The organism is Natronosalvus amylolyticus (genome assembly GCF_024298845.1).
Lineage (GTDB): Archaea > Halobacteriota > Halobacteria > Halobacteriales > Natrialbaceae > Natronosalvus > Natronosalvus amylolyticus.
The window spans coordinates 2,484,526-2,510,757 of the sequence record NZ_CP101156.1 but is presented as its reverse complement, the minus strand read 5'-3'; the positions used below and the strand labels follow the sequence as shown (position 1 = coordinate 2,510,757).

Annotated in this window: 21 protein-coding genes and 1 tRNA gene; 9 read left to right on the top strand and 13 right to left on the bottom strand. The window is 60.4% G+C overall.

Translation table 11 applies throughout. The features are described from left to right. Position 1 precedes the first annotated feature (1 nt). Complete coding sequence (locus tag NLK60_RS11735; RefSeq protein ID WP_254807967.1) at positions 2–988, bottom strand: alpha-ketoacid dehydrogenase subunit beta; 987 nt, start codon at positions 986–988, stop codon at positions 2–4. Between the two features lie 2 nt (positions 989–990). Continuing rightward, complete coding sequence (pdhA, locus tag NLK60_RS11730; protein WP_254807966.1) at positions 991–2,100, bottom strand: pyruvate dehydrogenase (acetyl-transferring) E1 component subunit alpha; 1,110 nt, start codon at positions 2,098–2,100, stop codon at positions 991–993. A 303-nt stretch (positions 2,101–2,403) separates the two neighbouring features. Between pdhA and NLK60_RS19535 the strand changes: the two genes are divergently transcribed. Continuing rightward, complete coding sequence (locus tag NLK60_RS19535) at positions 2,404–2,529, top strand: hypothetical protein (RefSeq protein ID WP_256530372.1); 126 nt, start codon at positions 2,404–2,406, stop codon at positions 2,527–2,529. Positions 2,530–2,558: 29 nt separating this feature from the next. Here the strand turns inward: NLK60_RS19535 and NLK60_RS11725 are convergent, their stop codons facing one another. Then, complete coding sequence (locus tag NLK60_RS11725; protein ID WP_254807965.1) at positions 2,559–3,332, bottom strand: hypothetical protein; 774 nt, start codon at positions 3,330–3,332, stop codon at positions 2,559–2,561. A 104-nt stretch (positions 3,333–3,436) separates the two neighbouring features. Beyond that, complete coding sequence (locus NLK60_RS11720) at positions 3,437–4,294, bottom strand: winged helix-turn-helix transcriptional regulator (protein WP_254807964.1); 858 nt, start codon at positions 4,292–4,294, stop codon at positions 3,437–3,439. Positions 4,295–4,636: 342 nt separating this feature from the next. On the opposite strand from NLK60_RS11720, the gene NLK60_RS11715 reads away from it, so the two are divergent. Next, positions 4,637–5,758 carry a hybrid sensor histidine kinase/response regulator gene (locus tag NLK60_RS11715; RefSeq protein WP_254807963.1) on the top strand — a complete coding sequence of 374 codons (1,122 nt, stop codon included), beginning with the start codon at positions 4,637–4,639 and terminating at the stop codon, positions 5,756–5,758. Between the two features lie 233 nt (positions 5,759–5,991). Here NLK60_RS11715 and lipA read toward each other — a convergent pair whose 3' ends face one another. After that, positions 5,992–6,924, bottom strand: coding sequence for a lipoyl synthase (gene lipA, locus NLK60_RS11710; protein ID WP_254807962.1), 933 nt, complete (start codon positions 6,922–6,924; stop codon positions 5,992–5,994). Positions 6,925–7,254: 330 nt separating this feature from the next. On the opposite strand from lipA, the gene NLK60_RS11705 reads away from it, so the two are divergent. Next, positions 7,255–8,652, top strand: coding sequence for an MATE family efflux transporter (locus NLK60_RS11705; protein WP_254807961.1), 1,398 nt, complete (start codon positions 7,255–7,257; stop codon positions 8,650–8,652). Positions 8,653–8,738: 86 nt separating this feature from the next. Here the strand turns inward: NLK60_RS11705 and NLK60_RS11700 are convergent, their stop codons facing one another. Further along, positions 8,739–9,338, bottom strand: coding sequence for a DJ-1/PfpI family protein (locus NLK60_RS11700; protein ID WP_254807960.1), 600 nt, complete (start codon positions 9,336–9,338; stop codon positions 8,739–8,741). Between the two features lie 162 nt (positions 9,339–9,500). On the opposite strand from NLK60_RS11700, the gene hjc reads away from it, so the two are divergent. Continuing rightward, entirely contained in the window at positions 9,501–10,019 is a 519-nt protein-coding gene (hjc, locus tag NLK60_RS11695; RefSeq protein WP_254807959.1) for a Holliday junction resolvase Hjc, read from the top strand. 75 nt (positions 10,020–10,094) lie between these two features. Then, positions 10,095–11,420 (top strand): cytochrome P450, encoded by a 1,326-nt coding sequence (locus NLK60_RS11690; RefSeq protein ID WP_254807958.1) that lies wholly within the window; start codon positions 10,095–10,097, stop codon positions 11,418–11,420. Between the two features lie 38 nt (positions 11,421–11,458). Here NLK60_RS11690 and NLK60_RS11685 read toward each other — a convergent pair whose 3' ends face one another. Beyond that, entirely contained in the window at positions 11,459–13,342 is a 1,884-nt protein-coding gene (locus NLK60_RS11685) for an acyl-CoA dehydrogenase family protein (protein WP_254807957.1), read from the bottom strand. Between the two features lie 135 nt (positions 13,343–13,477). On the opposite strand from NLK60_RS11685, the gene NLK60_RS11680 reads away from it, so the two are divergent. Then, positions 13,478–13,897, top strand: coding sequence for a hypothetical protein (locus NLK60_RS11680; RefSeq protein ID WP_254807956.1), 420 nt, complete (start codon positions 13,478–13,480; stop codon positions 13,895–13,897). Positions 13,898–13,914: 17 nt separating this feature from the next. On the opposite strand, the gene NLK60_RS11675 is transcribed toward NLK60_RS11680, so the two are convergent. The 5 genes from NLK60_RS11675 to NLK60_RS11655 form a co-directional block, all read right to left on the bottom strand. Beyond that, positions 13,915–14,799, bottom strand: coding sequence for an NAD(P)H-binding protein (locus NLK60_RS11675; RefSeq protein WP_254807955.1), 885 nt, complete (start codon positions 14,797–14,799; stop codon positions 13,915–13,917). Between the two features lie 95 nt (positions 14,800–14,894). Next, entirely contained in the window at positions 14,895–15,554 is a 660-nt protein-coding gene (locus NLK60_RS11670) for an SWIM zinc finger family protein (RefSeq protein ID WP_254807954.1), read from the bottom strand. A gap of 182 nt (positions 15,555–15,736) precedes the next feature. Further along, on the bottom strand, positions 15,737–16,447 hold the full coding sequence (locus NLK60_RS11665) for a rhodanese-like domain-containing protein (protein WP_254807953.1): 711 nt from the start codon (positions 16,445–16,447) through the stop codon (positions 15,737–15,739). Between the two features lie 143 nt (positions 16,448–16,590). Next, positions 16,591–16,663, bottom strand: a tRNA-Gln gene (locus NLK60_RS11660). Between the two features lie 120 nt (positions 16,664–16,783). Continuing rightward, the gene (locus tag NLK60_RS11655; RefSeq protein WP_254807952.1) at positions 16,784–17,359 is read right to left on the bottom strand and encodes a cupin domain-containing protein; all 576 of its coding nucleotides are present in this window, start codon (positions 17,357–17,359) and stop codon (positions 16,784–16,786) included. A 130-nt stretch (positions 17,360–17,489) separates the two neighbouring features. On the opposite strand from NLK60_RS11655, the gene NLK60_RS11650 reads away from it, so the two are divergent. The 3 genes from NLK60_RS11650 (at position 17,490) to NLK60_RS11640 (ending at position 19,869) form a co-directional block, all read left to right on the top strand. Then, positions 17,490–18,083, top strand: coding sequence for an IMP cyclohydrolase (locus tag NLK60_RS11650; protein WP_254807951.1), 594 nt, complete (start codon positions 17,490–17,492; stop codon positions 18,081–18,083). 96 nt (positions 18,084–18,179) lie between these two features. Continuing rightward, a complete protein-coding gene (locus NLK60_RS11645; RefSeq protein WP_254807950.1) occupies positions 18,180–18,839 on the top strand; it encodes a metallophosphoesterase family protein in 660 nt (219 codons plus the stop codon). Between the two features lie 133 nt (positions 18,840–18,972). Continuing rightward, positions 18,973–19,869, top strand: coding sequence for a transcription initiation factor IIB (locus NLK60_RS11640; RefSeq protein WP_254807949.1), 897 nt, complete (start codon positions 18,973–18,975; stop codon positions 19,867–19,869). 81 nt (positions 19,870–19,950) lie between these two features. Here NLK60_RS11640 and NLK60_RS11635 read toward each other — a convergent pair whose 3' ends face one another. Next, on the bottom strand, positions 19,951–26,118 hold the full coding sequence (locus NLK60_RS11635; protein WP_254807948.1) for an LAGLIDADG family homing endonuclease: 6,168 nt from the start codon (positions 26,116–26,118) through the stop codon (positions 19,951–19,953). Positions 26,119–26,232: the final 114 nt, after the last annotated feature.

Genomic DNA, 26,232 nt, shown 5'->3' with positions numbered 1-26,232 from the left:
GTTAGAACTCCATCGTCTCTCGGATTCCCGTCTCGATGCGAGCCGGTTCTGGCAGGTAGTAGTCCTCGAGGGCGTACAGGGGGAACGGGGTATCGAAGCCACTGATTCGGTTGATCGGGGCTTCCTGGTACATCAGCGCCTCCTCCTGGATGGTGCTGGCGATTTCAGCCCCCATCCCGCCCGTCTTCGGGGCCTCGTGGACGACCGCACCGCGGCCGGTCTTTTTGAACGATTCGACGATCGTGTCGATGTCGAGCGGCGACAGGGTTCGCAGGTCGACGACCTCGACGTCGATTTCGCCCGCGAGGTTCTCCGCGGCCTCGAGCGTTGGCCGGGTCATCGCGCCGTACGTATAGACCGAGATATCGGACCCTTCGCGACGGACCGCCGCTTCACCGAGCGGGATCTCGTAGGGTTCGTTGGGTACTTCTTCGCGGAACGCCCGGTAGATGAGTTTCGGCTCGAGGAAGATGACCGGGTCGGGACTGCGAATCGCGCTGGTGAGCAGTCCCTTGGTCTCATACGGCGTCGAAGGGATGACGACGTTGAGGCCGGGTTGGTGGACGAACATCGCCTCGCTCGATTCGGAGTGGTGTTCGGGGGCGCGGATACCGCCACCGTAGGGGGCACGGATCACCATCGGGCAGGTGAACCGGCCGCGCGAGCGCGTCCGAAGGCGGGCGACGTGTGAGACGATCTGATCGTAGGCGGGATAGATGAATCCCAGGAACTGCATCTCCGGGACCGGGCGAAGGCCGTAGGCAGCCATTCCGACGGCCGTGCCGACGATACCCGATTCGGCCAGCGGTGTGTCGATGACGCGATCCTCGCCGAACTCCTCGTAGAGTCCTTCCGTGGCGCGGAAGACACCGCCGTTTTTCCCGACGTCTTCGCCCATGACGATGACGTCTTCGTCGCGTTCCATCTCCTGATGCAGTCCGTCACGGACTGCCTGTACGAGCGTGAGGTTTTCAGATTCTGCTGCCATAGTTAGTGCTCCAGTAGTGCGTCGTCGCCGTGTTGTTCGCGAATCCGTTCGAACCACTCGAGTTGCTCTTCGAGCCGTCGGGGCATCCCGTCGTAGACGTGTGCGAAGATTTCCTCGGGGTCCGGACGCGTGACCTGTTCTGCGGCATCGATAGCGTCTGCGACCTGTTCGGAGATCCGGTCTTCGATCGCATCGACGCGCTCGTCGTCGAGCATGCCGTTGTTGCGCAAGAACGTCTCCATGCGTGGAATCGGGTCCTTCTGTTTCCAGCGTTCGACTTCGTCGTCCTCCCGGTACACCGAGGGGTCGTCAGCCGTCGTGTGTGCGCCGAAACGATACTGAACCGCCTCGATGAGCGTCGGTCGTAATTCGTCCTCGCCGGGGTTTTTCGCCTTATCGAGTGCGTCTCGAGTGACCTGATACACGGCAAGCGGGTCCATCCCGTCGACCTGTACGCCTTCGAAGCCGTAGGCAGTCGCCTTCTGGGCGATGGTGTCACTCGCGGTCTGGCGCTCTCGCGGCACCGAAATCGCCCACTGGTTGTTGTTACAGAAGAAGATCGCGGGGACGTCGAAGACGCCGGCGAAGTTGAGCCCCTCGTGGAAGTCTCCCTCGCTGGTCGCACCGTCGCCGAAGTAACAGAGGAACGCCCTGTTCTCGCCTTTGAGTTTCGACGCCCACGCGGCTCCCGTAGCGTGTGGAACCTGGGTCGCGATCGGCACCGCGACGGTGAAGATGTTCGCGTCCTCGGGGATGGCGTTACCCGATTCGTGGCCCATCCAGTACAGTAGCGTCCGTTTTAGCGAGAGGCCGCGAACGAGTGCCGCCCCGTGTTCGCGGTAACTCGGGAACAGCCAGTCGTCGTCGGCGAGGGCGTGGGCACTCCCGATCTGGGCTGCCTCCTGGCCCGAGAGTGGCGGGTACGTCCCCATCCGACCCTGGCGCTGGAGGCTAACCGCTCGCTGATCGAAGTGGCGAGCGAGTTTCATCTGTTCGTATATTTCGACGAACTCGGCTTCGGACAGGTCCGGGACCGTCGCGCCCTCGAGGACCCGACCGTCGTCGTCGAGTACCTGTACTCGCTCTCTTGGGTCGTGTTGTAGCGTACTCACGGATATACCCACCTTGGCATATCCTAATGGTCTATCGCTCACGTTAAAGGAGTTTCGTAAATACGTTACTATCAGCATGATTCTTGCCATGCAGTAGCAAAGAGAACGGATGATTTCGGCAAAATGTGACCAAATGTCCGAATAAACTCGAGGATGTGCGAGAAGGGTTGCAATCATCACGAATTATGTGAAGGTTACTGGACGGACGGTCGTGCCGAAACGACGTGTCCGTTGCAAACCGTCGAGAAGTGTGTCAGAAGGAAAACTCGATTGGACGCTCTGAGTGGTTCGTCAAGCCTGCGCATGGAAGCCGAACCGATGGGTTCGGTTTACACGGCAACGTGTGACGGAGTACTGAGTGACTCGAGCGAAGGGCGTGTACTCTCGGATACGAACGTGATCGACCGGCAGACGATCGACCAGCCGTGAGCAGACCCACGACCGGACTCGAGCAGCGACTAACATTCTTCGGGCGGTTCGACGGTGAACGACTCGCCAAAGGAGTGGAGTCTCGAGGTCGATTCGATCGTCATCCCATCCTCTGCGGCCCGATAATCGGAACCGAGCAAAAACCCGGTATCGACGGCGATGTACACCTTCGTCTCGAGTTCGACGTCGTCATCGGCCTCGGCGAAGTCACTCCAGGCCATATCCTCGGTGTAGTCGAACTCGTAGACGTAGGCGTCGTAACCGTTGATCGTCGTTCGGCCGTCAGCGTTAGAGCCAGCCATTCGTGCCTGGTACTCGTCGTAGGATTGGAACGCGCCGTACGGTGAATGGGTGCGTTGCTGGCCGGTCACCGACGAACACTGCCCGTCGCTGCGAACGTAGGTCGTGTCGCCGATGTAGAACAGTTCTATCTCGCTCGAGGACTCCCCACTCGTCTCGGAGACGGCGTAGTAGGCGTCGCCGGATTCGGTCACGAAGCCGTGCATCGAGAACGAGTAGTTCATCCCGTCGTCGCTCTGGTGGGTCGATTCGGCTTCGAACGCGTAGGACATCGGTTCCGACGGTGTGACCGAATCAGTACTGTCGTCTCCCCCCATAGAGCCACGTTCAGACGAGTCCTCACCGTCGATTTCCGATTCGACACCACCACTGTCGCCCCCATCGTCACTCGGAACCTCACTCGACTCCGTATCGTCGTCACCACCCAGACAGCCTGCCACCATACTTCCGACAGCCAAGCCACACAGCCCGAGTAGCTGGCGACGGTTCGTTTGCCGCTGCATGCATTGCTGACGTCACACACCATCTTGAGTGCACGCTAAGGTTGAGGTATTCGCATAGGTTACCCAAAAGTAAGTCTTCACACCACCGGGACACCGCCAACCAGCTACGAGCGTTCTATGGTATCCTGGAGTTCCGCCGGCGTCTCGAGTTGCTCTTCGAGCGTCTCGATCTGGGTACCCATCGCCAAATACCGATCGTTCGACTCGAGGCGCTCCGTCGCGTACACCGACTGAAACAGCGAGCGTTTCGACTGCAGTGCGGCCAGTTCCCGATACGCTGGGGGCTCGCCCTGTCGCTCGAGCTGGAGATCGATCGCTTTGGACGCAGTCTCTTGCACGATCGGTTTTCGACGAACGTCATCACACGGTATCTCGAGGACGTCGAACCCTGGTCGACTCTCGACGAGGAGGATGGTGCGCCACGTCGATCCCGAGAGCTGTGAGCGGTCAACGTCGGCAAGTCCCGGCAGGTCGGCATCGATCACCATGACGTCGATTCGTTCTTCCTCAAGGATTTCGACGAGTTCCTCGCCGGTGTGAGCTCGGGTGAGTGTGTACTGGCCGTCGAGCCACTGGCGGTACATATCGGTGATCCGCCGGTCGCCATCGGCGAGCAGCACGCTCGGAATAGCCGTCTCGAGGTGAGCCTCACCCCAGCCCGAAAGCGCATCGAAGACGGCCTCGAACTCCGTTCCCGCCGTCGTCAGTTCGTATCGTACACGAAGCGGCGACTCGTTCAATACGGTTCGCTCGACGAGGCCGGCGTCCTGTAGCTTCCCCAGCGTGTCGGTCAACACCTTTCCGGAGATGTCGGGAATCGAGTTCAACAGCTCGTTAAAACCCATCGGTCCCCGGTCGTGTAAGACGGCGAGGACCACCGGATGCCACTTGTTCGAAAGAACTGCCAGCGCATCGAGCGCCGTCCGTGTCGACGTGGAAAGATCGACACCATCGTGGGCCATACCACCCGTTGGGAAGACGCTCCTATAGCTGTTCGGTCCAGTCGCCGACTGGGAGTGGAACTATCGAGGGGTTCGGGCGGTACCGTCTCAATTCGAGTGGCTCAAGGCTTCCACAAATCGCTATAACTCGAGCGGAATTCGGTGGGACGGTCCAGTTCGTCCCTCTCCTCTGATACGGTTTACTGTCGTCTCTTCCCGGTGATTTCCCATACCGGGTCGGCAATCACCGGTAAACAGTTACAGCAGACCGTATGAATGCCGTTTTCAGGCGACGGAAACAGTCACCTCGTCGCGAGTGAAAGAAACCGAAACACATAGTGTGAGTTACCAAAATATACCGATATGGATACCCCGGCCGGTGTGTCGCTTTTGCTCGTCGAAGACAACCCGGACGACGCCAGATACGTCAGGCGGTTGCTCCACGAGTACCAGGCAGACGTCGGATTGGAAGATACCGAGCCACTGCTCGATATCGAGGACGTCGTCCACGTCGACCGGCTGACCGCGGCTCTCGAGGAAAGTCGCACGGGCGACGTGGACGTTATTTTGCTCGATCTAATGCTCCCCGACAGCACCGGCCTCGAGACCGTCGACGCGATGGTCGAGGTCGCGCCTGCCACGCCGGTCGTCGTTCTCACCGGACAGAACGATGGCAACGTCGGCGTCGAAGCGATTCGGCGGGGTGCACAGGACTATCTGGTCAAAGGATCGATTACGGGCGAGTTGATCCACCGTGCGGTTCGCTACGCCATCGAGCGGGCGGAAACCTACCGACAGCTCCGAGACCGAAACGATCGGCTCGCGCTGCTCAACCGCCTCATCAGAACCGACATCCGAACCGACGTCAACATGATCGTCGGCTGGGGCGACCAGCTCAAAGGACGCGTCGGGGATGACGAGGAGCCAATCGTCGACGCCATCCTCCAGGCAGCTCACCACGGGCTCGAGTTGACCGACACTGCGGGGGAGCTCATGGACGCCATCGATGGCGAGGACGGCGTCGCCAGTTCCCCCTGTGACGTCACGTCAGTTCTCGAGCGCGAACTCGATCGAGTCGAAACCGAGTTCGACGGCCAACTCGAGCTGTCTCGCGACGGCGTCGACACCGACGAGGCAGTCCTCGTCTCGGGAACCCAGATGCTCGACTCCGTGTTCCGCCATCTGCTCACGAACGCCGCAACCCACACCGACCGGGACCCCCCGCGGATTGCCGTGGGCCTCGAAGAACGCCCCGAAACCGTCTCCGTGACCATCGCCGACGAAGGTGTTGGCCTCTCTGCCTCCCAGCGAGACACGCTCGCCGATCCCGAGCGCTCGCCCGAGGACCGAATCGGGATGGGCGTCGGCCTCTACCTGGTTACCACCGTCCTCGACGAAATCGGCGGTGATCTCACCCTCGAGGAGAACCGTCCGCAGGGTACGGTCGCGACAGTGACGCTAGACCGGACGACACCACTCGAGTAACGGGAAACGTGACGACACCACTCGAGTAACGGGAAACGTGACGACACCACTCGAGTAACGGGAAACGTGACGACACCGCTCGAGCGAACCCCGGACCGGCTGCTTTCGCTTCAACGGCCCCTGTCAAATAGGTCCCATTTCTATAGCATATGCTATGAAAAGCAAAGTAATGCGGTTCGGCACGGACCGTATCGATTCCGACCAGGTATCCAATCGCCTCGAGTGACGGAAGGCTACCCGGCTCGAGCCGCTGTCCGGGCTTCCTCCGGGCTCTTACCCTCCCGAAGGAGTGCGTCGACGAACAGTTCGCCGGCTTTGTAGGAAGAACGAACCATCGGACCGCTCGCACAGTACAGGAACTCGAGTTCCTCTTCGGCCACGCGACGCCAGGTGTCGTACTTGTCGGGGTGGTCGTAGCGTTTCACGTCGAGGTGGCTCAACGATGGCTGGAGGTACTGGCCGAGCGTGACGATATCGACGCCACGCTCGCGGAGGTCGGCCAGCGTCTGGTAGATTTCGTGGTCGTACTCGCCGTGTCCCAGCATGATCGACGATTTCGTGTAAATGTCCGACTCCCGGTCGACCTGCTCGAGTACGCTCAGACTCTGTTCGTAGCCCGCTCGACGGTCACGGACGGGGAACTGGAGGCGTTCGACCGTCTCGATGTTGTGGGCGATGACGTCCGGGCCCGCGTCGATAATCTTGCGCACGAGGTCGGGTTCGCCCTGGAAGTCGGGGATGAGGACTTCGACCAGAATTCCGGGATGGCGGCGCTTGATCTCTCGAATCGTCTGGGCGAAGTGTCCTGCCCCCTGGTCGGGGAGGTCGTCCCGGTCGACGCTCGTCAGGACCACGTAATCGAGACCGATCTCCGCGATGGCACGGCCGACGTTTTCCGGTTCCTCGGGGTCAAGCGGCTCCATTCCACCCGTTTCGACGTCACAGAAGTTACAGCCCCTCGAGCAGCGATGGCCCATCAACATGAACGTGGCCGTGCCGCCACCGTCGGCGCCGCGGCCGCTCCAGCACTCGCCCAGGTTCGGGCAGTTAGCCTCCTCACAGACGGTGTTGAGGTCGTAGCCGCGAAGCGTCTCCTTGATTCCCGTAAACTCCCGACCCGACGGTGGCCGCATCTTCAACCAGTCGGGCTTGCGCGAGCGGCTCATACCTGTATCGAGGGCCGGCGAGGTGAAAAATCGTGGTGGTTTCGGCGGGCCCGTATAGTAGCCAGTGAAAGTCATTGCACACCCTATCGCAAGACTGCATCGCGGTAGGTGTGTAAATCGTTTCACTGGCTACTATAGCAGTGTCCCCTGGCACACCGTCCGATAGCATCCATCAGTTCAGGCGTGAAGACTCACTCGCTCGAGCGAGTGGCCCAACACCACCACGGCTCGAGCGAGTGGCCAACGGCGGACGCGATCGGTTCAAAGGTTGGATTCGGAGCACAAACAATTATAACGACCCCGGATAGCTATGGGAGTAACTCACTCACAATGGTTGACGTGTCTCGCGAACAGATGACGGCCGGATCGATCCCGAAGGCCTTGCTCTTGCTGGCCGCGCCGCTCGTTGCCCAGAACCTCGTCCACGTCGCCAACCAGTTGATCGACGTCTTCTGGCTCGGCCGCCTCGGCGGCACCGAAGTCGCAGCCGTCGGCCTGAATTTCCCGATTATCGGCCTGCTGTTCACCGTCGCAATCGGCCTCTCCGTCGGAACCCAGGTGCTCGTCTCCCAGCGCGTCGGCGCGGAGAACCTCGAGGGTGCCCGTCGAACCATCGTCACTGGCGTCGGCCTGGGTCTCCTGGGTGGCACGGTACTCGGCCTCATAACCTTCGTGTTCGCTCGAGATGTCATGGGCCTGTTCGCGACCGATCCACAGGTGACGACGCTGGCGGGCGCGTACCTCGCCGTCATCGCCATCGGCCTCCCGCTGGCGACCGCGAGCGATTCCCTCGAGGCCGGCTTCGTCGGCTGGGGGGACGCCCGTGGCGCGCTGTACATCAATCTCGCGACGGTGCTGACGAACATCGCGCTCGACCCGTTTCTCATCTTCGGCTGGTGGCACTTCCCGGCACTGGGTGTCGAGGGTGCCGCCTACGCGACGATTCTGGGCTACACCGCCGGCTTCCTGCTCGCTGTCGGGCTCGCCGTTCGCGGACGAGGGGACTGTCGCCTCGGTCTCGAGCACCTCGAGGTGAGCCGGGAGGACGCACGCGAAATCGTCGACGTCGGCTGGCCCAACGCCGGCCAGTTCGTGGCGAGTCAGTCCGTTCGCGTCGCCATCGTCGGGATCGTCGCCGTCGCCGGTGGGGCCGCAGCAGTCGCCGCCTACACCATCGGCGCTCGAGTTGCCTCCGTCGCGTTCATCCCTGCACAGGGGCTTCAACAGGCCGCCCAGAGCGTCATCGGGCAAAACCTCGGTGCCGAAAACCCCGCTCGAGCGACCCGAACGACCTGGGTCGGCGTCGCCATCGCCGCCGGCGCACTCACCCTCATCGGGGCGATACAGTGGCTCATCCCGGAAACCCTGACGACACTGTTCGTCCCCGACGTGACCGCACTCGAACTCGAGTACACGGTGGCCTACCTCGAAATTCTGGCCTACGGCTACTGGGCTATCGGCGCGAGCTACCTGTTGATGGCCGGCTTCAACGGCGCTCGTCGGACCCGCACCAGTTTCGTCGCCACCGTCTGTCAGTACTGGGCCGTCAGGCTCCCAATCGCGATCCTCGGCGTCTACGCACTCAGGATGGGGCCCGAGGCCGTCTTCTGGGCGATCACCCTCTCGAACGTCGCGGTGGCCATCGGACTCGGGGCGTACTACCGGCAGGAAACCGGTTCAGGCATGAATCGCCGGGCCGTCGAGGTGGCGACCTCGAGTGCCGATTGACGGCCTCGAGAACTGGAAATCGCCGCACCATCCGTTCGCAAAAGTGGGCAAGATGTCGCCCCTAGCCAACCCCGATCAGCTATCGATCACGACGGTCGAACGATCGATTCGTGTCGCTCGTGTTCGATCTCCGTCGCCACCGCGGTCGCCACCGACTCGCCGAACGCTCGCTCGAGGTACCACAGCGCCAGGTCGATCCCCGAGGTGACCCCGCCCGCAGTGAGGATGTCTCCGTCATCGACGACCCGCGCGTCGGTCACGTCGGCGTAATCGGCCAGGTCCTCCAGGGCGACCTGATGGGTGATCGCCGGCCGTCCCTCGAGCACGCCCGCAGTAGCGAGCACCATCGCCCCCGTACAGACCGCCGCGAGCGTCCCACCGCGTTCGTGGTGGGCAGCGACGGCGTCGGCCAGTCGACCCTCGTTGACGACCCGTCGAACGCCGCCGTCCGCGCTCGTCCAGCCGCCGCCGGGAACGACCAGCAGGTCCGGTTCGTCGAGCACGCCGTCCGGTTCGACTCGCAGGCCGTGACTCGCCGTCACCGTCTCGGTCGGCTCGAGGGTTACCAACCGGGTTTCGAGGTCAGCCCCCGCTCGAGCGCCGTTTTTGAAGACCTCGAACGGGCCGATCGCGTCGAGTTCGTCGAAGCCGTCGAACAGTACGATTTCTGCGACCGTCGTGTCCATGCACGAGCCTTCGCCGGAGCGGCCAAACCTGTTTCGACGGAAGATCGGGACCCAGGTGAGCGGTGGCGAGGCACGACCGGGCACCTCGAGCGACGGGAGACACGCCGCCCGAAGCGCAAGCCAGTCGTCCCGTTTATTACCACTCGGGCGTGAACGTCGGGTATGTCTCAGGCGAAGGGTGACCGTCGGGAGCGCGAACTCGTCAACGCGCTCGACGAAGCCGGATTTGCCGTCATGCGAGCGCCCGCCAGCGGGTCGGCGACCGAACGCGAACTGCCCGACGTGCTCGCCGGCGACGGCGAGACGTTCTATGCGATCGAAGCCAAATCCAGCGCTGGGAACCCGATCTATCTCACCGGCGAAGAGGTCGAAGCGCTCATCTACTTCGCCCAGAACTTCGGCGCGAAACCCCGAATCGGGGTCCGGTTCGACCGCGAGGACTGGTACTTTTTCCATCCCGGCGACCTCCACGTGACCGACGGCGGGAACTACCGCGTCAAAAAGGAAACGGCAATCGCCGAGGGAACCGACTTCGAAGAGTTCGTCGGTATTTCGAAAAAAGTCACCCTCGAGGAAATCGGCGACGAGGACCCGGGTCCGGACCCCGAAATCGTGCGGATTCTGCAGGCCGTCGAGCAGGGCGTGATGGACGTCGAGGAAGCCGCCGAAATGCTCGAGTAGCGAGTTGCTCCCCCCTCGTGCCCCCGAATGCACAGTTCGGGCCAACGTCTTTTGCCTTGGTGTCGAACAACACGTATGGGAAACTACGTCGTTCCCGGACCGGACGGCCCGCCGATGGTCGGTGTCCTCCCCCGCTATGCTCGCGATCCGTTCGCGTTCGTGCGTGAGGTTCGTGAAGCCTACGGCGAGATTGCGGCCTTCGACCTCGGTCCGAACCGGACCTATTTCGTCACGACACCGGCGTTGATCGAGCAAGTACTCGTCAGCGACGCGGCTCACTTCTCGAAACCCGACTTCCAGGCTGACGCACTCGGACAACTGCTCGGCGAGGGACTCCTTACCAGCGAGGGCGACCACTGGCGCGACCGACGAGAGCTAGCGACGCCAGCGTTTGCACCTGGAAGAATCGCCAGTATGGCACCCATGATGGCACAGCGAGCACAGGCGATGGTCGACCGCTGGAGCGACGGGGCCACGCGAAACATCGAGTGGGAAATGACCCGAACCACCCTCGAGATTATCGTCGAAGCGATGTTCGGCGTCGACCTGCCGGTGGCGACGGCAAAGAAGACCGCCCACCTGCTCGAGCCAGTCGGTCGCCGTTTCGAACCGGACCCGGTTCGTGCCGTGATGCCGGAGTGGGTGCCGACACCGGAAAACCGGACGTTCGAACGTTCCGTCGAGAAACTCGAGGGGGTCGTCGACGACCTCGTCGAGATGCGGAAACGAACAGGAATCGACGACGAGGACGATGACCTGCTCGCGTTGCTCCTGGAAGCGAAGGCCGAGGCCAAGATCGATCAACAGGGAATCCGAGACGAACTCATGACGATGTTGCTCGCTGGACACGACACGACGGCGCTCGTACTCACCTACACCTTTGCCCTCCTTTCAGCACACCGCGCTATCGAACAGCGCGTTCACGAAGAAGTCGACACCGTCCTCGAGGGTGCACCGCCAACGGCTGCCGACGCCAGACGGCTCACCACGCTGCGAAACGTCTTGCAGGAGTCGATGCGACTGTATCCGCCGGTGTACGTGATGTTCAGACAGGCCGACCGAGACGTCACGATGGGCGGCTACGACGTCCCAGCAGACTCGCTTATCATGTGTTCTCAGTGGGCGACACACCGCGACCCCCGCTACTTCGAGAACCCGGATACCTTCGATCCGGACCGCTGGCTCGAGCCAACCCATCCCACCTACGCGTACTTCCCGTTCGGTGCGGGCCCCCGCAGTTGCATCGGCAAGGGGTTCACGATGCTCGAGGCACCGATCATCGCCGCCACGGTTGCACAACAGTATCGTCTCCGCCGGGTCGACGACGGCCCCATCGACCTCCGCGGTTCGCTGACGGCCCATCCCGAAGACGGGATGGAAATGCGACTCGAGCGTCGGTGAGCCGACGACAAGGGAGCTGAAACTCGAGCGCGGTACGCCTACGACGAAGCGGGCTCGAACTCGAGCGAAGATGGTTCGACTCGGGCGTAGCGAACGATCGGATCGAAATACTCGATGGCGAAGCGGTCGCCACTCGTAATCCCGCGAGCGGGCCGGTGGTCGAACTGCCGGTCGATAAACCGACGCGCGACGAGCGCGAGTCGTGCATCCGGTTGCCCCGTGTCACCCTCGAGCGCCCGCTGGGCGTCCTCGAGCAACACCGCAGCGGTAAACACGTCGAAGATGTAGTGGGTTAGCTCCTTGGCCTGCAACTGAGCGTACTCGGTGTCTTCGGTCGCGAGCGTCGCGAGCGCGTCCGTCAACTCGTGGAACTCGGCTTCGACCGTTTCGGCAGGCCCCTCGAGCAGCGGATGGGAAATCCTCTCGAGACGTGTCTGGACGGCCTCGATGAACGGCTCGTGGGCAGCTTCGCGCTCGAGGGCGCGCAAGACGTCGAGCGAGAGGATGTTCTCGGTGCCTTCCCAGATCGGTAACACCTGTGCGTCCCGAAGCAGTCGGTTGGTGACGAAGTCGTTGACGTAGCCGTTGCCACCCTGAATCTCCATCGCGTAGGAGGCAGTTTCGACGGCCATCCGCCCCGTTCGCGCCTTCGAGATGGGAATGAGCAATCGCATGAGCCGGTACGCGTCTTCGGCCTCGTCCTCGAGGGTCTCCCTATCCGTCCCGCTCTCGAGGGTCGCCCCGTCGGCCCCGACCTCGAGAAGGTTTCGATCAACTCCGTCTTCGAGCGAAATGTCCCCACGGGCAACGCGTTCGGCCCGCTCGCGAACCGAAAACAGCCGGGCGGCTTCCATCGTGAAGGCGGTCGCAGCCTCGTGGTCGACCGCCATATCAACCAGGTCCCGGCGCATGAGCGGGTACCGGTCGATGGTGTCCCCGAACGCCTCCCGGTTCGCGGCTTTGACCTTGCTCTCGAGGAGTGCCCGACCGATGAGGCCACACGAAGCCGCGGCGTTCGACAGGCGCTCGAGGTTGAGCATCTCGGCCATCTGCTTGAAGCCGGCTTCTTCCTCCCCGACGAGAAACGCCTTCGCCCCCTGCAGTTCGACCTCGCCCGTCGGCACCGCAATCGTCCCGAGTTTGTCCTTGAGCCGTCGGTACAGTTGGTCGTTCACCCCGTCCTCGAGTTCGTGAGGCACCAGAAACATCGAGAGTCCCTTCGTACCCTCGGGTGCGTCAGGCGTTCGGGCCAGTGCAAGCGTGCCCTGTGCGTCGATGTTCGAACAGAACCACTTCTCGCCCTCGAGGCGATAACAATCGGCGTCGTCGTCCCACCTGGCAATCGTTTCGGTTGCCCCGACGTCACTCCCACCTTGCTTTTCGGTGAGAAACATCGCTCCCTCGATGAGGTCGCCGTACTCACGGCTGGTGAGCCCCTCGTAGTAGGCCTCGAGGTCTTCGTCGCCGAACTTCTCGAGGACGAGTGCAGCCCCCGCCGTCATCGCGACGGGACAGTCAAAGCCCACGTCGGCGTACGAGAGCAGGTATTGCATCACGAGATTGTGGCTGAGCGGCATCGGCCGGTCCCGGCCCGGTGGCGCTTCGAAGGAATCCGCGACGATACCCCGCTCGTAGACCAGTCGCTCGTTCTCGAGTTGTTCGGCGGGATAGCGAACGCGGTTGACCACCTCGCCGTCTTTGTCGTAGGTCTCGAGTTCCGGGCCGTGGTCGTCGATGACGTCGGCGTTGTCGGCGATTGTGTGGCCGATTACGTCGCCGAACTCCTCGAGAATCGGGGCCGCCCACCTACATTCGTCGGGGGCGTAGATGCGCCGCACATTTCGCTGGAGCGTCCGGTCGAACGACCAGTAGTTGACGTGACGACCCTCCTCGAGATCGCCGTAATCGAATCCATCGCTCATGATCGCCTAGTCGGATTCGGAGCGGCTTAAAATGGCGCGAGAGCAACACGTAGTCGGTTCCCTCGAGTTTCTTCGAGCCTGGTTTTGATACCCGGCTTCGAAAGAATCAGGCCCGTCGATCACATATTGTCCGTCGTGAGTAGTCCCCCGTCGGTGCTCGTCTACGATGGCCGGAAACAGGTGTTTCACACGGCGGTCGACGCCTTTACCTACGGAATGGACGACCTCGTCGCCGTTCCCTGGGAGTCAGCACCGATACAGGCGTTTCTCGAGGCCCAGTTCGGCGGCCGCCCGTTCGTGTTCTTGCTCATCGAAGACGACACCGTGCACGCGGGGGAAGCGGCCGTCAAACGGGCGCTAACCGCCCGCGGCATCGGCCGACCGGCCGCCAGTGCGTTCGAGCGACTGTACGCCACCATCGGCGACCCGTTCGGGAAAGTCGTACACGGAGAAGCACCCGCCGACATTCATGGCACCTACGCACTCGAGCCGGGTGCCCGGGAACATCTCGAGGCGGTTCGAGCGGAGAAATCCGACGCGGATTGTGAAAAATGATGGTATCAGAACCGGCTTCAGACTTCCTCGAGCGCCGTCCGTACGGCCGACTCGATGGGCGTCCGTTCGATCGGGATAACGCGTTGTAAATCGTCCGCTTCGCTAACGGTCACCGGATTTCGCATGCTTTCGGCGAGCGCTCGAGCGACTGCATACTCTACTTCGGTCGTCAGCCGGAGCCAGTGTGAGGACAGTTCCGGCGTCATCACGGGGACCGCGATGATGTAGATGCGTTTGCCCTTCTGGTTCGCTGTCAGTCGAAGCAGTGATTCGTACGACCAGACCGTTGGGCCGCCGATGTCGTACGTTCGACTTCGCGTTTCCTCAGCGCCCAGGAGTTCGACCAGATAGGTGATGGTGTCCCGAATCGCGATCGGTTGACACGGCGTTCGGACCCACTGTGGAACCACCATCACCGGCAGCCGTTCGGTCAGGTCGTTGAGAATTCGAAAACTGGCGCTTTCGGCCCCGATAATCACGGCCGCCCGAAGAACAGTCAAATCGTACGACCCGTTCCCCAGAATCTCCTCGACCTCCCGGCGAGAGGCGAGGTGTGGCGAAAGGTCGCGTCCATCACCGCTAATCCCGCTGAGGTAGATTACGCGGTCGACACCGGCCTCGGTGGCCATATCACGAAACCGGGTTGCGTATCGCCGGTCGCGCTCGGCGAAATCAGCCGCCGTCAGCGAGTGAATCAGGTAGTAGGCCACATCGACGTCCGTACACAGATCCGTGAGCGTTTCGGGGTCGTCGAGGTTCCCGTCGAACGGTTCGACGCCATCCGGAAACGACGCGGTACTCGCGCTTCGGGAGAAGGCGACGACCTCGTGGCCTCGCTCCACGAGCGCGTGCACCAACCGAGTCCCGACGAATCCCGTCGCACCGACCACCAGAATGCGCATCGATAGCACGTACGTTCGATGGCGGCAAAACCGTTTGGTCGTGGGGGTGGCTCCTCGAGGGGACATCGACGGCTATCGGAGTGGATCGACACCGATCACGAGACGTTCGACTCCCCCAGCGGATTTCGAAGTTTCTCGAGGCGCGTCCGCGGGAAGACGTACACTCGCAGCGACTCGGGAGTCGGTCCCGTGGCATCGATTGTGGCGTGGGGATAGATCGCTCCCACGACGGGAACGGTTGGACTGTAGCGCCGGTTCGTGGGGTACCCTGCGACCGTCGTATCAGCCGCGTCGATCCGAACCGTCTCGGCCGGCCGCCGCGACTGCCCGACGACGACGAGTTCATCGTCGGTTTCTCGGTCGCGAACCCGATCACCCGGTCGAAGCCGGTGGCCCGGACAGTACGCTGGTTCCTCGGTCGGCGCTCGAGTTTCGTCGATAAAAGCCGGCTCCCCACAGTCGAAACAGGGGACTGCAACCTGCCCCGGTGGCGGGGTTCGACCCTCGGTAATCTCGATGGCAACCCGTCGAACGTGTTTACAACGTGCGTCCCGGAACGCGTGATCCGGACACGTACAGCGGCCAGCCTCGAGGTCGACCAGATACGTCGTCTCGTCGTCGGTTTCGACCTCGTAGAGGCCGCCGCCGAGTGCGAGGACGGACATGGGTTCGACTCGAGCGCGCCGGGACCGGTCCGGAAGCGAGGGGCCAGCAGGCAGCGAAAGCGAGGTTTTCGGGGAGGCGATGGTGTGCATGGTCGTGGTCGAATGGTATGGGTCGGATGGCCTGCAGTGAGTAACGGAAAATAGGGCCTCGAGAACCCTAAGGGGCTCGCCGATCAGAACGAGAAGTGATACGAAACGCTGGTGACAAGCGGTGTCAGGGAGTCACGACGACCAGTAGCAGACAGTGACCACGCCAGCCGTCAGTTCTTCGATCACGCAGTGACCACGCCAGCCGTCAGTTCTTCGAGAGTCGCCTCGAGTTCGTACTCCGGTGCCTCGAGGGCTAACACGGTATCGCGGTCGATTCCGGAAAACCGGACGGTGAGTTCGTAGGAGCCATCGGCTTGCACCTGGGTGATCTCACGCTGGGCACCGTCGACCGTCGACAGCCAGACGTACTCGTCGGCGTAGTCGGGACTCGAGCGGCCGACGATTTCGTAGGCATCGATCGAATCGGTCCCCTCCTCAGTCACGACGGAATGGCCGGCGTCCCGCCACGCTGGAAACCCATCATCGAGGGCGTAGACGTTCTCGAAGCCCGCCTGTCGCAGGCGACTCGCTCGCATCGCTGCAAGTGAGTGTGGACAGTCACAATAGGTAACGATTCGCGTGTCAAGATCCCAATCCTCAGTCGGGTCGTCTTCCTCGCCGTCAGGAGCCGAACTCAACACCGCCCCAGAAATGTGGGCACTGGCGTACTGGCCAGGTCCTCGAGTGTCCACGTACCGGGTGTCGTCGGCTTCGTACCACTCGAACGCGTCCTCGAGGGGAACCAGCGGGACGGTTACGTCCTCGTAGTCCATCGTGTCGTAACTCGAGGGCCAGTAGTTCGACGACTCGTCGTCACCGAGTGTACCCAGACACCCGGCGAGACTCCCGAGCGACAGCGAGCCAGCCACAGCCACCAGTTCGCGCCGGTTCATACCGATGACACGGGCCTCGAGCGTCTAAAGTTTCTGGTGTGGCAAGTGCTGTGAGAATGGGACGAGTGTACCACAAACCCCTTCATTTCCACTGGAGATCAGGAGACGTAGGTCTGGATTCGTTCGAGTTGAAATGTAAGAAGTAGACCCACCAGGATTCGAACCTGGGTCGAAGCCCCCAGAAGGCTTCAGGATTGGCCGCTACCCCATGGGTCTGCGTGCAGCGTGAGTTTGTTCGGGGTGTATTTATGATTGTCGGGTTCGGACCACTGCTCCGCCGGAGAGCGAAACGCTCGTGCTCGTTGGCCAGTCCCCGCCATAGCTACCCGTTCGCTGCTATTCCATCCGAATCGGCGGGTGTTCGAACTCACTCTCACAGCTTTCACACCTGACGACGGTCGCTCCGTCCCCACCTCGAGTGACGCGAAGTTCGTCGTGTCCACACTGGGGGCAGTCATCCGGAATGAACTCCCCGTCACACTCGGCACAGCGAAAGTCCACCTCCTGTCCACCGATTCGTAACTGGAGATTGCCGTGCCCACAGGCGGGACAGTCGACCGGAATCCGGATATCGTCCGTCTCACGAGGGGCACCGATCGCCAGGACGAGGAGGTCACGATCCCCCTCGTTTTTCCCGGACTGGTACTCGCCACGGCCGAATCGGATGGCCTCGCCTTCCTCGAGCGTGACCGTTCCCCCCATTGTTTCGAAGGTAACCGTCCCCGCGAGGACGTAGAACACCTCTTCCTGGTCCATGTGGGTGTGGAGCCCCCCGGGGAGGCCGTCCCCCGGAGCGATTCGGTACCGGTTGATCGCCACGTCCGTCGCCCCAAGGATCCCTGTGAGAGTGTGGCGTTGGCTGCCGTCCCCGAACTCGAGCGATTCCGGATCGCCGGCCCTGACCGTTTTCATGGCAAGTAATGACAACTAGACGCTATAAATCCCATGATGCCTTCGGCCCGCTCCATCGGAAGCCAGCGCCACAAGGGACAGACATGCATAGATCGATACCTATTTTCCCTCGAGATACGCACGAACGCGTATGTACATCGGACGCTTCGTCGTCGTCGGCCCGGACGTCGGTGCCTACCGCGTTTCCTCGAGATCGTTCCCCAACCGCCGGATTACCGCCCGTGAAGACGCCCTCACCGTCGGCCCGACCGAAGACGCCCCCGAGACGGACAACCCCTACGTCGCCTACAACTGTCTGCGCGTCGTCGACACGCCGACGAGCGAGACGGTCGCCTTCGGTAACGGCTCACACGTTGACCCCATCGCCGAAAAACTCGAGATGGGCTACCCGGCTCGAGACGCCCTGGCAACTGCGCTTCTCGCGCTCGATTTCGAGAAGGACGACTACGACACCCCCCGAATTGCCGCCACCATCGACGCCGACGGCGAGGCCCTGATCGCCACCGTCCGCCGCGACGCTCTGCTGGTCGAGACCGTCGACGAACCGACCCTCGTTGCGACCTACGAGAAAGACACCCCAGAGGCGTTCGACTTCGACGCCCCGAGTGCCGACGTCGCCGCCAGCGAAGCTCTCGAGAGCGAGTTCGAACACGCGGTCTGTGCTGCTGGGGTCGTTCGAACCGAGGACGGCTTCGAGACCGCTATCGACAACGGCGGTCAGTAGTCGACACTGCTTTCGCCCCGCGAGATTTCGCTCACCGCTAGATCCAATTCATCAGCGCCGTCAGTTACAAACATCTTGCAGCCGTCACCTCGAGCCATGCAGGTCGGACTCATTTCGGACATCCACGGGAACCTTCCCGCCCTCGAGGCCGTCCTCGAGGACTGTCCAGCGGTCGATGCAATCGTCTGTGCGGGCGACGTCGTCGGCTACAATCCCTGGCCGGGCGAGTGCGTGGATACGCTCCGGGAACTCGACGTACCGACAGTAATGGGCAATCACGACAGAGCCGTCGTCCGCGAAACCGGCTTCCGGTTCAATCGGATGGCGCAGGCCGGCGTCGAGTACGCGCTCGAGCACCTCGAGACGCCCCAGCGGGAGTGGCTGGCCGCGCTGCCGGACGAACGGACGTGTTTCGACGAGCGGATCAAACTGGTCCACGGTCATCCGGACGACCCCGACCGCTACACCTATCCGAAGGATTTCTCGCCGCGACTCCTCGAGGACGAATCGGTACTGGTGCTCGGCCACACCCACGTACAGCACGTCGAACGCTACGGGGGTGGCGTCGTCGTCAACCCAGGCAGCGTCGGCCAACCCCGCGACGGCGATTCGCGTGCCGCATATGCCGTGCTCGATCTCGCGGAACGGGACGTGACAACCAACCGTGTCGAATACGACATCGACCGCGTACAGACCGCCGTCACGACCGCCGGATTACCAGAACGAATCGGGACACGACTGGCTCGAGGCGAGTGAGAGTTGGTTTTTGCCACCAATCGACGGGATACGGACGCACTCGAGACTATATCGAGATGTTAACCTATTTTCACCCCTTTGATATGGTCCATATCCTTTAGTTTAAATAAAATACCGAGTGAAACAACTACCAATGGAGCGAAGCGACGTTCCCGATCCCGAACGCTGTCCCGAATGTGCTGGCCGTATTCGCGAGAAGAACGCCGAGCGACTCTGTGAACAATGCGGACTCATCTGTAGCGAAGACCGAATCGATCCCGGACCCGAATGGCGTTCGTTCGACGACTCGAACGGATCACAACGTCGTACCGGTGCCCCGCTCACCCGTTCTCGGCACGACCGTGGACTCTCCACCGAAATCGGGTACGGCTCGAGCAGTCGACTCACCGGGCGAAAACGTCGACAAATGCATCGACTCCGCCGAGAACACAACCGGGCTCGAATCCCGACGAAAGCCGATCGAAACCGCGTATACGGGTTCACCGAGATTCGGTCGCTCATCGGGCACCTCTCGTTACCCCGTTCGGTTCAGGAGCAGGCGTGCTCATTATATACATCCGCGCAGAAAGAAAATCTCTTTCAGGGCCGCTCACTCGAGGGCTTTGCCGCCGCAGCCATCTATGCAGTCTGTCGAATTCTCTCGATTCCACGAACAGTCGAAGAGATTGTCAGTGAGGCGAAAGCGACGACGGACGAACTCAAAGCCGCCTACGACGCCCTCAACAGGGAGCTCGGTCTCCCTGTGGGTCCAATAGACCCGAGCCAGTATCTCCCGCGATTTGCCTCCAAACTCGACCTCGATACGAGTATCGAACGACACGCCAAACAGTCGGTCCAAAGCCTGCTCGAGAACCGGCTCATCGGCGGCCGAAACCCCTGTGGCGTCGCCGCAGGCTGCCTGTACGCAGCCGCCCAGCATCTCGAGAGTTCGGTTTCGATCACGCAGGCTGAGGCTGCCAGCGTCGCAGACGTCACGCCAGCTACCGTTCGATCGACCGTCGAACTGCTTGGCGAGTGTTCGATGAAGTGAACTGCAATATACCCAACAGATCACTCGAGTAAGTATGAAGGATACGCTTCGAAGACGACGGCCGCTGAAAATACGCCCTCTTCACGTCGTCCGCAGATTGTTCGTACTCGGCTCGTACACCTCACCCTTCTGTTTGAGTTTCTCGATTTCGTGTTCGGCCTTCGACTCGTCCATCCCGATCTCCTCGGCCCGCTCTAACACCACGTCGATTGGGGCACCGTCGTCGTACTCCTCTTCGACGTCACTGATGAGTTGTTTGATGTTCTTGATCCGGTCACGCTGGGACTTTGACGTCCCCGCTTCGACGATATCCGCGTCGAACTCACCCGTCTCGGGATCGACACCGATATCCTGCAGACAGGACCGGACGATATCGATCACCCGCTCTGCGTCTTCGATTTCGACCGTATCGGAAATCCGAACGCGGGCGCTCGCCTCCGACAACCGGACCAGTCCCTCGAGTTTCCGGGCCGTCACCGGCACCGGGGCGTCCTCGTCGGCCCCCTTCGATCGCAAGTCCACGTAGAAATCCCGAATCGCCTCGCGGGCTTCCTCGGTCATCCGTGGATGACAGTTCTGTTTGGAGTAGGCGATGTACTTGCGTAACAGGTCGGCGTCGATCACCGGATCGACCTTCTCGGTCATCGCCTCGATTTCATCCGTCGAAACCTCGACCGACGACATCTGCTGCCGTTGGGTCGTCAACTCCCCCGCGTAGTTCGTATTCAGGATGTGCTCGGCCAGATTGCGGTCTTTCTCCTCGTCCGGTTGGTCGGTCACCGTAAAGATGAGGTCGAATCGCGAAATCAGCGCCGGCTCGAGTTCGATCTGCTCGCCGATCGGTTCGTACTGGTCGAACCGACCGTACTTGGGGTTCGCCGCGCCGAGCAGCGAACATCGGGACTTGAGCGTCGCGTTGATTCCCGCCTTGGAAACCGAGATTTTCTGTTGCTCGAGGGCTTCGTGCATAGCACTGCGGTCCTCTGAGTTGTGGACGACCATCCCGTTCGCGATGAAATTGTGCGTGCCCTCGACCGTGAGGTCATACACCTTCGGTTCGCTACGACGCTCAATCTCACTATAGAGCAGTTGAATTTGAGTACACTTCTCTTCGATAAGGTCGTCACAAACGGCGTGGACCGAGTCGAAGTTACCGATGTCGACTTTCCCCGAGAACCATCGAGAAATAGTGGAGCTATCGACGGCTAATTCTGTTGCGATATCTTGAAACGTGATTCCGTATCGATCTATTTCCTGTCGGAGTTTGCACCAATTCTCGATAGACTCATCGCGCTCGTTGAGAAGCGAGCTTGCAGCTTCGAGTGCGCAATCTGGGTCAGCCGTTCCAGTAACCTCAGCAAGTCGTTCTTTGAGAACCGAAATACGACCGTCAACGTGTTCTTGAGATTCGACTGGTGTCACGGAAGCGACACGCCGCCACTTGACATCACCCTCGATCAACTCTTCGAGCGGAGTGAGGTCGACAGTAGATGGTATCTTGAGCAGGGAACGGAGACGATTTCGAACACGTTCGCGAAGTTCGATCTGAGTTCCCCAACGAGCAGACAGTTGCTGTTGTGATATTGCCATTTCTGCAGCAAGTTCGGACTGCGAAATGTGGTATCGGTTCCGTAGTTCCTCGAGTCGGTCCCAGCTCGTCTCCGTTTTCAGTTCGTCAAAATCGGACTGTGCGTTTCGTTTGCGCCGTTTGAATGTCTCGATGATCGTCTTTGCAAGACGGAGCGACGTGTTGGCGTCCCCATTCTCAAAATTACAGTACGTCGCACTATTCCTGAGACCACACTCCGATTGATAGAGTCGAAGGCCACCTCGTGCTTGCTCGAATAGCGGACCGCATTCTGGCAGCACATCGAGTATCGTTCTCGTTCCAGCCGTTCGGTCGCACGCCTCTTCGAGTGCCTTCTGTTTTCGGTGGAGTGTGAATCCGATATCTCTGTTGAAGGCCTTGAGTGATATTTTGGATGTGATTGCGAGGACGTACAGATCGCGACCTCGAGGCCGTTCCCTTGTCTGAATCTGACTCGACACGCCGAATTCGAGGAGAAGCATCTTCGTCCCGAGTAACAACTCATAACTTGACGAGTAGATTTTCACCGCGCGTTTACCAACGGTAGCTTCAGAATCTGCAAGTGCCCGGATAAAAGCAGCTTTCGTCTCTTTCGATGATGCGCTTACCGCATCGGGTAATCGCTTACCGTCGTAAGTCTCGAGATTTGCCCCTGAATTGAGGAGTTTGTCAACATACGGTTTTCCGTGTAATCGAACCGTTTTGACCCCATCAGCACGCTGTTCACTTGGATGCCTTACAGGGGATTTACCGAGAGCTTCAACACATACTTCTTCAAAATGGCCGAGTAGCTGTTCTTCTTTATTGGTAAACCTGAAACCGTAGCACCCTTCTTGTCGGTTATAGAAGATGTTTCCGTCGCCAGCGAGATATCCGAGGATCGCGCCGAATGCAGGCTCAAGAGGGGACACTGATGATCGAGGTGACGAATTTTGTACTGGTAGCGTCGTCACTCCCCCGTCTGTTATCTCTGTGGGGATCGAATTCGGGACGTAGACCCAGTCACCCGTCGTAAGATTCTCTGCACTGACCTCCGTCCGTGATCCCTTCTCCAAAACAAAGAAGGGGTGATCAGCAGTTGTCATAATTTGCTCGCCACTCTCTAATTCGACCTGCCAGAGTTCATCCGGTGCCTCGTACTCGTGAACGGCAAGCACGTCCCGTTTGACGAGAGAACCGTCGTCGGTCATCGTCCAGACATTCGTATCAACATCCCTGATTGTCCGGCCGTTCTCGAGGTGCTCTACCGCCCCATTTAGGGCTGCTTCATGAGCAATCTCCCGTATCGGCTTGATTCCGTCCCCAGCCTGTACTAACGTATCACCGGTCACACACCGCATTTTATCGAGTTCGTCAACTGCCGCGATTCCCTGGTCAGCGAGAACGAGCGCTCCAGCCTCGAGCGTCCACTGCTGGCCGTCGCCGAAGTCATCTCTCACCGCGGCAGCAGTATTGTGAGTCACGATACCGTTTGCGACGAAGTTGTGCGTCTCCGGGACAGTAAGGTCGAATACTTCCTTCTCACCCGTGTCGACGGCAGCGGCAACCTCGTCCCAATAAAGCTGGGCGGTAGCGGCTTCCTCGACGAGCGGTTCGAGTGGCCCGAGATCAAGATCATCGACTATCCGCTTTGCACGACCTCGCCCTGGATGATCGCCGCGGTGGCAGTTCATATAGTACTCACCAGTCGCTCCTTCGACGGCGGCAAGTGCGCCGCCGATTGGGATCGAGGCGTCACGCCGCGCTGCATCCTCGGTGATTTCCTCGAGAGCAGCCTGCTTTCGCGGACAACCAAAGCCAACCATCGCTGCGAATCGATCGATGTCTTTCCCGTAACACTCGAGGTGGTACTGCACGTGTTTGGACTCGATTTCGTACCCGTTTTCGAGGACCGATACACCGCGCCGGTCCCGTTCTCGAACCCGTGCGTTGACGCCGTAGGTCTCGAGCATTAGCTGAACCTGTTTTGCTAACGGCTCGCTTATCGTCGAAAAGTGGATGCTTGACCCACCATTGGAGCGGTTCGAAACGGATCCGTCCGCATCTAAGAGCCCACGTAAGAATGCGTCGGCGTGCTCGCACGTAGTCAATCGTGAATCGATTTCGAGGTCGTTCTTCGGACATTCCATCCCGAGGTTCGCGAACAGACGGGCGACCGTGGCGCTGTTGAGTCGAATACAGGGGACGCGGTCGTCATGGTATTCGACTTCCACCTGCTTGTCAAATTTGGCATCGATGATGTCGGCGGCTCGCTCTAGGAGCAACTCGTCGCTGTTCGAAATCCGGACGAGTCCTCGATTGCCACCACGTCGTGAGACACTAATATCGCCATCGCCAACCACGAAACCAAAGAGGTAACAGAGATCCTCGTCAAATTCGTCCGGAATCCGAATGCTATCTCCGTGGCGAAGCATCGCTCGATCGATCGAGAGATCGGCCAGATCGGTATCGATCACCTCCAAAATCCGCTCGAGTCGCTCCAGCGGAACGTGCCGGTTTCGGATCGTGTCGTACACGAAATCCTCTGGCAACTCGAGTGTGGCAGCTGCCTCTCGAAGCGTTCCGAACTCCTCACAGAGGCGTTTTCGTATGTGAGCGATGGATTCCGGAGTCAGTTTGAGCTTTTCGTTGGTGAACTCGAGGAAATCCGCGATGGAGAGTGTGTCTCGCTCGATCGTGGTGTTGCCGGTTTCGTCTCCAACGGTGTTCTCGTTGTACGCCGGCATCGCCACGTGATCTCCCGGCTCAATGTCAGCAATTCGTATCCATTCGATGCCGTCGTCACCACAGGTCAGTACCGGCGTGTTCCTAGATGCCTCGAGTTCTTTGCCCCGCATCGTTTCGATCCGACGACACGGCTTTTTCGGCATCCGCCAGACGTGCGAGGAGGGTCGCATCTCGAGCGAACCCGAATCACGGTCGAAGGTATAGAGGTCGATCGCTCGTTCGGCACTAGTTTCGTCCGTAACTGGCTCGGGATGGGATTCGGTTGCGACGTCTCGAATCCGTCGAAAGCCCTCCGATGTGTGGACGAGTGTATCACCAGTGACACAGAGACCGGCCGAGGACGAACCCTTCCCGGACGTGTATACGGAGCGGGGGGCGATGTTCTGGATATACCCCAGCATCTGGGAATTGTGGGAGATGACTCCGTTCGAAACGTAATTGTGCGTACCTTCGATTTCCAGATCGTAGACCCAGTCATCGTCAGGTGTTACGGAATCGATCGATTCGATCTGGGCAGTTGTGGTGTATCGCACACCGCCGTCCGGAACCGTTGCTTCGACTCGTTTTCCGTTCGTGTCCGGTCGAGGGTTCGGGGCGGTTACGATCGTTTGACCAGGTTTCAGTTCCTCGGCTCGACGTGGAGAAAATCCGTTTGTAGACGGGACGAACAACGGATGCGACGGCGTCACCTCGAGTTCGCGACCGCTCGAGGTTCGAATTCGATACAGTTGGTCGGGTGCTTCGCGTTTCCAAACCTTGGTAGCTTGTTGATTCGAGATGGTACCGTCCTGTTGCAGTGAGGGGACCTCGAAATCGACATGGTCCCACCAGCCGTCATCGATCGGTTTTGGCTCATCAAGGTTTGACTCGACGAGGTCCTTGATAGGAACTTCACACCCGTCTCCGAGTAATACTCGAGTGTTGCCCGCTACACATTTACCCGTACCCGGATCCCCGATCAGCAGCATATGCAGGTCACCACGGATCCTCGAGCCGTCCGGAAGGTGCTTTGTCACCCCTGAGAACAGCTGTAACATCATCGCGAGTTTCTCCTCCTCGTAGCCGTAGATGGCGGGCGCGATCGAGCCGATCATCTGCTCGTAGACGTCGGGCTGTTGGGAGATTTCGTAGATTTTCTTTTTGTCCTCGTCGGTGATGTCCATGTCCTCGAACTGCTCTTCGTCGACCTGAACGGACATTCCCTCCATGTAGAAGTCAAAGATCGGTGACTTTTCTTGCTGGTTGCCCTGTTGCTCGAGGCGAAGCACACCCACCGCCGAAACGTGGTCCCCGGGGGTCACTTCCCCGGTAATGTCGTCTTCGATGTTGACGTCGATTGCCTGTGGCGTTTCCCCGCCACGCAGGCCTTCGGGGCTCTCCTGAATGCGCAGTTTCTGGGCGTCCACGAATTCGGACTGGTCGAAGTTGACCCGGAATGGACCCTGTCGTTCACAGCCCTGGCACTCATGTGGTTCCTGAAAGTCACCAGTCGATTGGGGGATTCGGTTGAGTGTCCCACAGAGCTGGCACTCGAAGGCAGCTTCCTCGATTTTGGGCCGAACGTCGGTTGCCTTCCGGACGATGCCGCGCACCTGCACGAGCGTGTTCATGTGTCGTGCGCGGATTTCTCGGATCTCCGGCGATTCGGTATCCGGCAGGTTCTGAATTCGGACGTGTGCCTGCCCGAGGCTGACGTCGATCGGTAAATCATACAGCCGGAGCGCTTCCTCGGCATATCGCTGGAGCTGTTCAGGCTGGCTCAGGTAGTCATCAGCGAGGTTCGGGTCGAATCGATAGAGATCCTGCCAGTCGATGTACAGCGAGCGCTGTTCGTTAGGGTAGCGCTGGGCGAGCTGTTTGATTTCGTTATCGTAGTAGTTGCGGAAGAACTGCTCGAACGCGTCGACGAGTTCGGAATTGCCCGCTTGCGCCATTGCACTGGTATACGGTCGTCATGGGGTATAAATGGTAGCAAACTGGCCCGAAAGTGAAGCCGACAACCTCTCGAGTTCACGATCGCCACGAGAGATTTCCACGAACAGCGCTCT